Source organism: Pseudomonas zanjanensis, from assembly GCF_014268745.2.
Lineage (GTDB): Bacteria > Pseudomonadota > Gammaproteobacteria > Pseudomonadales > Pseudomonadaceae > Aquipseudomonas > Aquipseudomonas zanjanensis.
Map to the genome: position 1 here is coordinate 1,242,238 of NZ_JABWRB020000001.1, position 9,150 is coordinate 1,251,387.

The following is a 9,150-nucleotide window of genomic DNA, read 5'->3' on the forward strand; positions in this document are numbered from 1 at the left end:
GAAGATGGCGGTACAGTCAATATCTTTACCAACTGACCCACCGCTTTCGCGAGCAAGCCCGCTCCCACAGGGTTTTTGGTGTATGCAATATTTGCGAACCCCTCGGACAAACGGTGGGGTCGAGCCTGCTCGCGATGGCGGCGGCACAGCCAACATCGCTACTAACTGACCCACCGCTTCCCACAGGAGGCATGGGGATTCAGTGGCTCAACCCGCTTTGGCCGGGGCAGCGGGGGTGTTTCCGGCCACAGGCGATGGCGAGCTTTTCATCAGTGCATCCAAGGCCTGCCGGTAGTTTTTGCCCGCCAGGCTCATGCTGTTGTTATGCGTCGCCCCAGGCACCAGCAGCAGGCGCTTGGGTTCCCGGGCAGCGTTGAACAGTTGTTCACTGAACCGTGGCGGCACGTAGCGGTCGGCGGCGCCATGGACAATCAGCAGCGGCATGTTGATCTCGCCGATCTTGTCGATGGAGTCGAACTTCTGCGACAGCAACCAACGCACCGGCAGGGACGTATTCGCCATCGCGGTGGCGACATCCCTCAGCGAAGTAAAGGTGGATTCGATGACCAGGCCCCGGACCCGGGCTTTGCCATCCTTCGCCACCTGCTGGCCGAGTTGCGCAGCGAGGTCCACCGCGACGGCGCCTCCCAGGGAATGGCCATAGATCAGCCGCAGGCTTGGGTCCGGTTGCAAGACTTCGAGACGCTCCCAGGCGATGCGTGCATCCTCATAGACGCTGGCCTCCGACGGCAGCTCCCCATGGCTTTTGCCAAAGCCTCGGTAGTCGATGGCCAGTACCGAATAGCCCAGCGCCCGCAGTTGTTGGATACGAAACAATTGGCCAGTCAAATTCCAGCGTACGCCGTGCAAATACAAAATGGCCGGCGCGTTCTTGCGTTCGGCCGGCCACCACCAGCCGTGGATATTTTCCCCGGCCTTGAAGCTTTTGGGCTTGAGGTCGAATTCCTGCACACCGCTGGGCAACCCACTGAACCAGCTCGCCGTCCCCGGCTCGATGCGAAAGACCAGTTCTCGTTCCTTGTGCTGCAACACCCCGCAGCCCACCGGCAGGCCGATCACCAATGCGCTCATGCACAGCCAGGCCAACCAGCGGCGTTTCAGGCCAGAAAGTAAGAGTGAAGACATCGATGCCATTCGCTACTCGAAACCGAAGATGCCTTGTAGCAGATTCTCCGAAATCGACGCAGGGATTTCGGGCTGTCATTCGTCTGAAGCGCGCTTGTCGGCGCTGGAAAATCCCCAAACCCTGTGTCTTACTCCCTATTCCTTAGGGGGAGGGCAACGCGATGCGACGTAGAAGCGCACAGTATTGGCTTTGGGTAAACAGCCGGTTGCCGGCGCGCAACCACGAAGAGATCCTGGAGGACGGTACCCAGGTCGAGGTTCAAGCAAGAATCAATCAGCAGGGCATGACGCAAGTCTTCGTCTGTGTTTATCGTCCGAATGGATCTGTTTGGGTCGAAGAGTTCTACGATCGCACCTCGCATGAACCACTGGCCCAGGCGTTGGAATGGGGCCTGGACCGGGCGCGGGAGATCGTCGCCGGTACGGCGTGTTTCAAGGCACCCCACAAGATCCAGGCGACCCTCGGCCCGTTGATCCAGGACGAATGTGCCCTGGCCCTGCGGCGCATGGACATGAGCGAGGAAGAGCGGCGCAGTCTCAAGGCGCGGGATGCGTGGGCCGAATACCTCAACGCCAAGGAAGCGATGTTGGCGCTGATGCGTTCACCCCGGGTGGATGCCAATGTCTGGGAGGCGCAGAAGCGCCGGTTGCGTGAGGCCATCGACCGCCGTGCCTCGCTGGCGCGGCTGAGCTTCGGTAGTTGAAACAATGATGACTTGTGGCGAGGGAGCTTGCTCCCGCTGGACTGCGAAGCAGTCCCCGACAAGTCACCATTGAAGCCTGAGGGGCCGCTACGCGACCCAGCGGGAGCAAGCTCCCTCGCCACAGGTATACGCGTCCCTGTCAGTGCCCGTCCCCACGCTCAACCAGCTTCAACACCTGGGTGGTCCGGTCATGCGCGACCTTGGGCACGCCCGCCAGGCGCTTGTGCAGTACGTGGGTCAACGAGTCTCCTGGCATCAGGCTGGCATCGCCAAAATCCCCGTCCAATTGCAGCGGATGAACGATGACCTCGAGCGAGCCGTGTTCCGGCGGCGCGGCGTGGTCCAGGTCGGCTGGCGTGCAGACGTAATCCGCTGTCGCCCCGCACAGGCTGCGCAAGCGCCGGTTGAGCAGGGTCTTGAAAATGCGCTTGGGCAGGTTCAAGTTCACCCCCAGGTTGCGCGCCAGGCGCATGGGCACGCCTTGCCGGGCGGCGAAGCGGGCCACCAGTTCGCCGATGGGCCAGATATTGTGCACGTGTTGATGAGAGTCGAGGTGGCTGGGGCTCAGGCCATGATCCAGACAATGTTGCCATTGCGCGTGGAGCTCGTCTTCCACCGCCGCCAGGTCCTTCGTACCCAGGCGCAGGCAATACCGCGACAGGTTCAGGTCGAACTGGCCATTGGCGTCGCAAAAAAGCCGGCGCGATGCGATTGCCTGGCCCAGCGACGGGCCGTGGCTGAGATTGAAGTGCAGGCCGACGTGGCCGTTGAGCAGTGGTTGCCGGGCCAATTCACAGGCTTGCTCGAAACCCGGCATGTTGGCCATGGCCGAGGCGGAACTGATCACGCCGGTCTCGAAGGCCCGCAGGATCAATGCGTTTGCGCTGAGGCTGAGCCCGAAGTCGTCAGCGTTGATGATCGCTCGGCGAGGCATGGGTGTTCTCCTGGGGCTTGGAGGAAGACGATGACGTCGCCGCGGTTGGTTTCGTCTTGCGCTGGCCAAGCCATGGTTTCAGGCTCTTCCAAAGCCGCAAGGCGAAACCCAGGAGCAAACCATCAGGCTGCCAGGAATAAAAACTCCAACGCCAGTGTTCCAGCAGGCCGGTCATGCGCTCGTGCAATTGATGATTGGAGTTATTGAGACTGACCCGCGACGCATCGATCCAGCGCCAGTTTTCGTCCAGCCCCCAGCGGATCCACTCTTCAAGCAATACCCGGCCGCTGCCCAGGTCGGCATGCTGCGGCAGGAACGCCAGGTTGTAATCGTACAGCCGGCCCTGGTCCAGCAGGCCGAGGCGATAGCTGATGCACTCGCCGTTCAGCTCCAGCAGCACCACCCGCACCAGGCCTTGGGCGGCGAGGGCGGTGAAGGCGTGGTTCATCCATTGGTGGCGCCTGGGGTCGGCGAAAATGCCGACACCTTCTTCGCCTTTCCAGCTGACCGCCTCGACATCGGCGAGGGTCCGCAGCAATTGCCCCATGCTGATGGCATCGGGTGTCACCCGGCGGATCTCGGCGCCACAGGCGGCGATCCGCTTGCGCGCCCGGCGCAATTTGTAACGTGGATCGCCGGATATCTCTTGACGGTCACTGTCATTGATCAAATGCACCGGAACCCGGCAACTGAGCCGCCGTTCTCCGGTTGAACTCAGCGCCATCCAGGCGCTGAGGACGCTTTGCTCACCGATCGGCTCGATCACTTCATTCAATTGCAGCAACGCGTGAGGCAAGTGCTGACGGATCTGCATCAGCGCCTGACCCATGTCTTCGGCGTCCAGGCGCGCCAGCAGGGCGATGCGGTCGGTCATTGGAAAACCCAAGTGATGCAACACTCGGAACCGCAGCCCGCCGATACGTTCACGTCCTGATATCAGAGGCAGGCAAAGGCACAAGGCCTGGTCTTGCCAGCCCAGCAGTACATGCAACTGCTGCTCGGGCAACAGGGCGAATTCCGCCGCTTGCAGCCAGGCCAGGCTGTTGAACGGTGTTGCGTCGGCCACCTGGGTCAGCAGCTGTTCATAAGCTGATACAGGAAAATCCGCTGCGCCCAGGGAGCGACACCATTGGAACCGGATCGCCATGGGGATCAGGCCGCCGACGTCGAGGCAGCCGGCTGCGCCGGTTTACGGAACGCGTCCAGTGCCGTGCCGGCGTAAGACGTATTGCGCAGGAACCGCCAAAGACCGAACAAACGGTAGAGGTGGGTGATCTGCCCGCGCTCCTGGAAGCCCATGCGGATGTGCATCTTGATCGCCTGGATGTTTTGCAGATCGCAGACATCGACCATCGTGCTGCAACCCTGGTCCGCCATGACTTTCCACACCTCCAACTGCATGTCCGCCGAGATACTGGTACCCCAGTATTGACGAATCGCCTCGCCACCGAACTGAAAGTACTCGCCAGGCTTGATCGGAAAGTTGCAGCGGTAGAAATGGCGGTCGAAATAGTCCCGTGTACTGGCCCAGGCGAAGCCCACGCTGTCGCCCTGATCATCCAGGTACATCAAGCCGGTGTAGCCTTCGGCCGCCAATTCGCGCATGGTTTCGACGCGGTCGCCGAAGTGTCGGGCAAACGCATCGGCATTGCTGACCGTGATGAACTCCAGGCGCATCGGTGGGTAGGGCTTGAGGTTATGGGGGGGGAGCGGGGTCCGTATGTCATGCTCCAGCCACACCAGTCGGGTGTGGGCAAATACGTAGCGTCTGCACAGCTGCTTTAGAACGGCGCGCAGACCTTTTTTCTGGATGCGATCTCGCAATGTTTGCAGAGCGTTCATGGTGCCTCCTGACGGGTGGCAGGGTTGGGGGGAAGGGGAGCTGTCCAACTGAGGGCGAACACGGTTTCCCCTGGCAGGAGGAACCCGACCTGGCCGGCCTTGCAATCAAGCACAGCGCTGTGGCTGCGGTTGTCCGGGCCGAAATACATCAAGGTCATGCCAGGCAGAGGGCAGGCCGTGCCGTCGAGGCTGACCTGATGGGCTCGCGTGCTTTTGTTCACGCCCAGCAGATTGCGTTGTTTTCCGGTGGCCATGGCCAGTACGTCGACTTCAAACGCGTCGTTGTCCAGGCGCAGCACCTGGTCGAGCCAGTGCTGTTGGATGAACTGCTGGGCCAGGCCCACGGGCTTGAGCTCGAAGCGCTGATTGTCCAGCACCCGCACCATGCCTTTGGGGTATTCGGGTTCGTCGGCGAGCATGAACCAGTTGAGCATGTCGAGCCAACCATCCGCGGAGGCGTTGATCGCCACCGACGTCCACCACAAAGCGGCGTAGTGGGTTTCCTGGTCGTAAGGGCTCAGGCTCGAGCCGCTGGATATGTTGGTCTGGTCCAACAGCAACGCCTTGCGGGGCCGGCCCTGGCTGTCCAGCCCCACCAGGTTGGCGGCCTGACGGACGCTGTCGCGGTAGACCCGGGTCGCCAGCAGGTCGCGGATCATCCATTCGTGCCAGGCCAAGGCGTCGATCTGGTCGTCGGACGTCGCGAGCAGGCGCCGTGCCCAGTCGATCCCGCGCTTGTCAGCCGCATTGTCGGTGAAGGGGCCGTTGGTGAACCGGGAACTGGCGGGTATGGCGATGCGGACACCGGCGCGTGCGTTGGCAGGATCGGCGCGGACCTGGGCCGCCATGCTCTGGAACAGTTGCTGGAAACTGGCGAAGTCTGGGTAGTTCAGGTTTGGCTCATCGGCAAAACTGAGGTAATGGATACCGTTGCCGCCCGAAGCCCGGGTCGACATGAGCCAGGCTTGCAAACCGCTGAGACTGGTCCGGTCGGCCTGCAGATCCGCCCGGCGCTGGGTAGCGGCCAGCAGGGTGATGTCCTGGCTGATGCCGAAGCGGCCCTGATACAAACGTCGGAAGGCGTCTTCATGATTGACCTTGGCCGCCATGACATCGACAAAACTGTAGAGGCTTGCCGCCTGGGGTTTGAGCGCATCGAGCATCGCGTAGCTGGAGGGCGGCAGTAATTCGTAGGGCAGGTATATGCCCAGTTTCGGGGTCGTGCCGAGCGCCTCGTCGTGGAGCGTCAGGTGGGTCTGCCCCGGATCCTGGCGCACCGGTTGCAAGTGCGCCGGGTCTTGGGCGAACAGGTTGGCCGTGCCGTCCAGCCAGAACGCCAGCTTGCCATTGCCCTGTACATGCAGGCGCCAGACTTGTTCAACATCCGTCACCGGCAGGGCCACTTGGTCGAACTGCCAATAGGCGCGGTACGGCTTGAGGTTCAGTTGCAGCTGTTTGCCATCGGCGACGCGCCGGGCTTGCAATGCCCGCGCGCCGCCGTGGAACTTGCCTGCCAGCACCGCCTGTTCGCCAGCCGCCACTTTGAAATACAGCTCGTCGCCATCGTGGGCTTCAGCACTGAAATGCACCTTGGCCGGAGCAAACAGGGCACGGGTGCGGGCGTCGTGTTCGACGCTATAGCGCCGGAAACTGTAGCCGGGAATCTCCAACCGATAACTGGCGGCGCCGGGCAGCAAGGGCCATTGTTGCTCTCCGCGCACCTGGTCGGCCTTGACCAGGCGTTCGCCCGCCAACCGCCCGTGGCCGTCGAGCAGATACACGTGTTCGGCATTGGCATCGGCCTGCCAGGCGGGCACCCAGCGTACGGTGACAGCATCCGGACGGTCGGTTTGCAGGTACAGGCTGCCGTCACGGATACCGGTCCACTGCATGGACGCGGCTTGGGCCGAAGTGGCCAAAAGCAGGAAACACAGGCAACCGCTCATTTTGAGCATGCGCCGCACTGGCCTCATCGCGAGCAGGCTCGCTCCCACAGTTGATTTGTGGTGGTCATGAAAATTGTGCTCGGCGCCAGGTTTTTGTGGGAGCGGGCTTGCTCGCGAAGAGGCCGTCACTTTCAACATCATCGCAAGCTGCCCCACCGCCTTCGCGAGCAAGCCCGCTCCCACAAGGGATTTGTGGTGCTTGCACATACCGGACCCTGTGGGAGCGAGCTTGCTCGCGATGGCGGTTTTGCTGGCCACGGTGCTCACGCGGATTTCCCCAGCAGCATCTGACGCATCGGCAACAAATCACTGGGCAGGATAATCAGCGTCTGCCACGGCGCCACGCCGCTCAGGCGGCAATACATCACCAGCATGGCAACGGTCACACCCAAGTAGGCGATGGACGAAGCGGCGGCGGCGCCGACGATGCCGTAGCTCGGAATCAGGATCAGGTTCAGCGCCAGGTTCAATAGCGCCCCCACGCCCATCAATAACGAAACGCTACCGGGGCGGCCCTTGCCCAGCAGGTCCAGGCGCAGGATGCTCGCGTAGCACAACCCGAACACCCCAGGCAGCAGCGCCAGCAGGGCCGGGTACGCCGGTTGATAGGCGATGCCGAACATGGTGACGATCAGCCATTCGCCGACCAGTACCATGCCCAGGCAGGCGGCGAGCATGGCCGTGGCGGTCAGGCGCAAGGCCAGCGGGGTCAGGCGCTTCATGTCGGTGTCTTGCTGCAGCAGGCGTTTCATCAGTGGCGTGGTGACCGCTTCCGGCACGATATGCAGCAGTTCAGCCGCGGCGCTGGCCATGGCGTAGTGCCCCAGCGCCGTGCTGCCCAGCAGTGCACCGATGAACAGGTAATCCGAGCGCATCATCAGTTGCTGGAACAACAGGTCCGGATGACTGCGGACACCGTAACGCAGCAGTTCGTTCTGGCCGGTGCGATCCCAGCGCAGCGTGAACGCATGATCTCGGCGCAACCACATCCAGCCCGCCAGTACGACCAGGCTCAGGCCCGCCAGCCAGCTGATCAGCGCCGCTTCCAGCGCCGTGTCTTTCCACATCCAGAACAGCGCCACGAACAGCAACAGCGGGACCAGGGATTCCATCAGCCGCAAGGCATTGAACACACCGACGCCGCCGGAGGCGTTGTGCAGCGTCAGCAGGCCGCTCTTGAGTACCGCCAGCGGCACGGCCAGCAACAGCAGCCAGGCCAGCAGTCCCAGCTGCAGGGTGATGTCCAGTTCGGCGCCGAACCCGCGCACCAGCGCCACCACCAGCAGCGTCAGCAACCCCGCCAGCAGGCAGCCGAAGACCAGCACATGGCTGAGCAACAGGCTCATCGAGCGATGCTGCGCCGCCTGATACCCCACGGCGGAATTCAGGCCCCCGCTGGTGGTGGCGCTGATCAGGTCCGGCAGGGTGCTCAGTAGCGCCAACAGCCCGCGTTCACTGGGCCCCAGGATCCGTGCCAGCAACACGTTGCGCAGCAGGCGCAGGCCGATCATCGCCAGGCTTGTGCCCATGCTCAACACCAAAAGCCTGATGTAATGTGCGCGATTCATGAACGGGCTCCTTGGCGAATGCGCCAGGCCAACAATTCAGGGTGGCAGGCGTTGCGCTGGCTGACGCCGAAACGCGGCAGGTTCAAAGGGTCGCCATCGTTGCGATACAGCCCGGCCTCGGTGCCCAGGGCGAAGGCAAAACCGTGGGCCGCCACCTGTTGGCGCACGCGGGTATCGTTATCCCCATTGGGATAGCAATACACCGGCAAGGGTTGGGCGCAGCCGTTTTCCAGGGCTGTCCAGCTGCGGGTCAGTTCTTCATGCAGGCGCTGGTCGTCCAGCCCGGTCAGGATCGCGTGGCTGGCGCCATGGGGGCCGAAGCGGACCAGGCCGGAATCTTCGAGCAGGCGCACCTGGGGCCAGTCCAGGGCCTGGGGTTGCGAGCCGTGCGGGCAGGCCTGCGTGAGGTCGCTCAAGGTGCGTGGATCGAGGGTCTTGAGGCTTTGCAGATAATGCAGCAGCGCCAGGCTGCGGCGCTCATCGTCGATATCGTCGAGCAGCACCGGCAACGGCCGCCCGACGTGATGCAACTGCTCGATCAGCGACTGCCGTGCCACCTGTCCGTGGCTGCCCCACAGGGTTTCGCCGATGCTTTCCCACCAGAAGTGCTGGCGACTGCCGACGAAGTCGGTGGACAGGAAAATACTCGCCGGCACCTGGTATTGGCGCAGCAACGGAAAGGCATTCATGGCGTTGTCGCGCCAGCCGTCGTCGAAGGTCAGGGCCACCCGTGGGCGATTCGGGACACTCTCAGGGTCGGCCAGCAGCAAGCTCATCAGCGGCACACATTCGAAATGCCGTTGCAGCCAGATCAGCAAATGTTCAAACGCATCGGGCCCCACGCACAACTCGTTGCGATGGGGCAATTCGGCGGCGCGGTCGTTGTTCAACACGCGATGCAGCATCAGGATCACGCCGGCGCCACGCAGTGGGTGGCGGCCCAGGGACGTGTTCAGGTACAACCAGCCGCCGGTGCGCTTGAAGACGTGTTTGATCGACATCGGCCCTTC

General features: G+C 62.7%; 8 protein-coding genes. 1 reads left to right on the top strand and 7 read right to left on the bottom strand.

Annotation, left to right across the window (positions count from 1 at the left end):
* Window positions 1-207 precede the first annotated feature (207 nt).
* Window positions 208-1,146 carry an alpha/beta hydrolase gene (locus HU715_RS05660; protein ID WP_186708589.1) on the bottom strand — a complete coding sequence of 313 codons (939 nt, stop codon included), beginning with the start codon at window positions 1,144-1,146 and terminating at the stop codon, window positions 208-210.
* Between the two features lie 161 nt (window positions 1,147-1,307).
* On the opposite strand from HU715_RS05660, the gene HU715_RS05665 reads away from it, so the two are divergent.
* Window positions 1,308-1,850 carry a hypothetical protein gene (locus HU715_RS05665; protein ID WP_186708592.1) on the top strand — a complete coding sequence of 181 codons (543 nt, stop codon included), beginning with the start codon at window positions 1,308-1,310 and terminating at the stop codon, window positions 1,848-1,850.
* A 139-nt stretch (window positions 1,851-1,989) separates the two neighbouring features.
* On the opposite strand, the gene HU715_RS05670 is transcribed toward HU715_RS05665, so the two are convergent.
* The 6 genes from HU715_RS05670 to HU715_RS05695 all read right to left on the bottom strand — a co-directional run bounded on the left by HU715_RS05670 (window position 1,990) and on the right by HU715_RS05695 (window position 9,141).
* The gene (locus tag HU715_RS05670; protein ID WP_186708599.1) at window positions 1,990-2,784 is read right to left on the bottom strand and encodes a carbohydrate deacetylase; all 795 of its coding nucleotides are present in this window, start codon (window positions 2,782-2,784) and stop codon (window positions 1,990-1,992) included.
* Complete coding sequence (locus HU715_RS05675; protein WP_186708601.1) at window positions 2,756-3,931, bottom strand: GNAT family N-acetyltransferase; 1,176 nt, start codon at window positions 3,929-3,931, stop codon at window positions 2,756-2,758. Before HU715_RS05675 ends, HU715_RS05670 begins: the two co-directional genes overlap by 29 nt.
* A 5-nt stretch (window positions 3,932-3,936) precedes the next feature.
* On the bottom strand, window positions 3,937-4,626 hold the full coding sequence (locus HU715_RS05680) for a GNAT family N-acetyltransferase (RefSeq protein ID WP_186708603.1): 690 nt from the start codon (window positions 4,624-4,626) through the stop codon (window positions 3,937-3,939).
* Complete coding sequence (locus tag HU715_RS05685; protein WP_186708664.1) at window positions 4,623-6,572, bottom strand: hypothetical protein; 1,950 nt, start codon at window positions 6,570-6,572, stop codon at window positions 4,623-4,625. Before HU715_RS05685 ends, HU715_RS05680 begins: the two co-directional genes overlap by 4 nt.
* 263 nt (window positions 6,573-6,835) lie before the next feature.
* Window positions 6,836-8,140, bottom strand: coding sequence for an oligosaccharide flippase family protein (locus tag HU715_RS05690; RefSeq protein ID WP_186708605.1), 1,305 nt, complete (start codon window positions 8,138-8,140; stop codon window positions 6,836-6,838).
* A complete protein-coding gene (locus HU715_RS05695) occupies window positions 8,137-9,141 on the bottom strand; it encodes a polysaccharide deacetylase family protein (protein ID WP_186708612.1) in 1,005 nt (334 codons plus the stop codon). Before HU715_RS05695 ends, HU715_RS05690 begins: the two co-directional genes overlap by 4 nt.
* Between the last annotated feature and the right edge of the window lie 9 nt (window positions 9,142-9,150).

Coding starts and splice junctions, on each gene's coding strand:
- HU715_RS05660 (WP_186708589.1), bottom strand. CDS start 1,146: ATGTCTTCACTCTTACTTTCTGGCCTGAAACGCCGCTGGTTGGCCTGG.
- HU715_RS05665 (WP_186708592.1), top strand. CDS start 1,308: ATGCGACGTAGAAGCGCACAGTATTGGCTTTGGGTAAACAGCCGGTTG.
- HU715_RS05670 (WP_186708599.1), bottom strand. CDS start 2,784: ATGCCTCGCCGAGCGATCATCAACGCTGACGACTTCGGGCTCAGCCTC.
- HU715_RS05675 (WP_186708601.1), bottom strand. CDS start 3,931: ATGGCGATCCGGTTCCAATGGTGTCGCTCCCTGGGCGCAGCGGATTTT.
- HU715_RS05680 (WP_186708603.1), bottom strand. CDS start 4,626: ATGAACGCTCTGCAAACATTGCGAGATCGCATCCAGAAAAAAGGTCTG.
- HU715_RS05685 (WP_186708664.1), bottom strand. CDS start 6,572: ATGAGCGGTTGCCTGTGTTTCCTGCTTTTGGCCACTTCGGCCCAAGCC.
- HU715_RS05690 (WP_186708605.1), bottom strand. CDS start 8,140: ATGAATCGCGCACATTACATCAGGCTTTTGGTGTTGAGCATGGGCACA.
- HU715_RS05695 (WP_186708612.1), bottom strand. CDS start 9,141: ATGTCGATCAAACACGTCTTCAAGCGCACCGGCGGCTGGTTGTACCTG.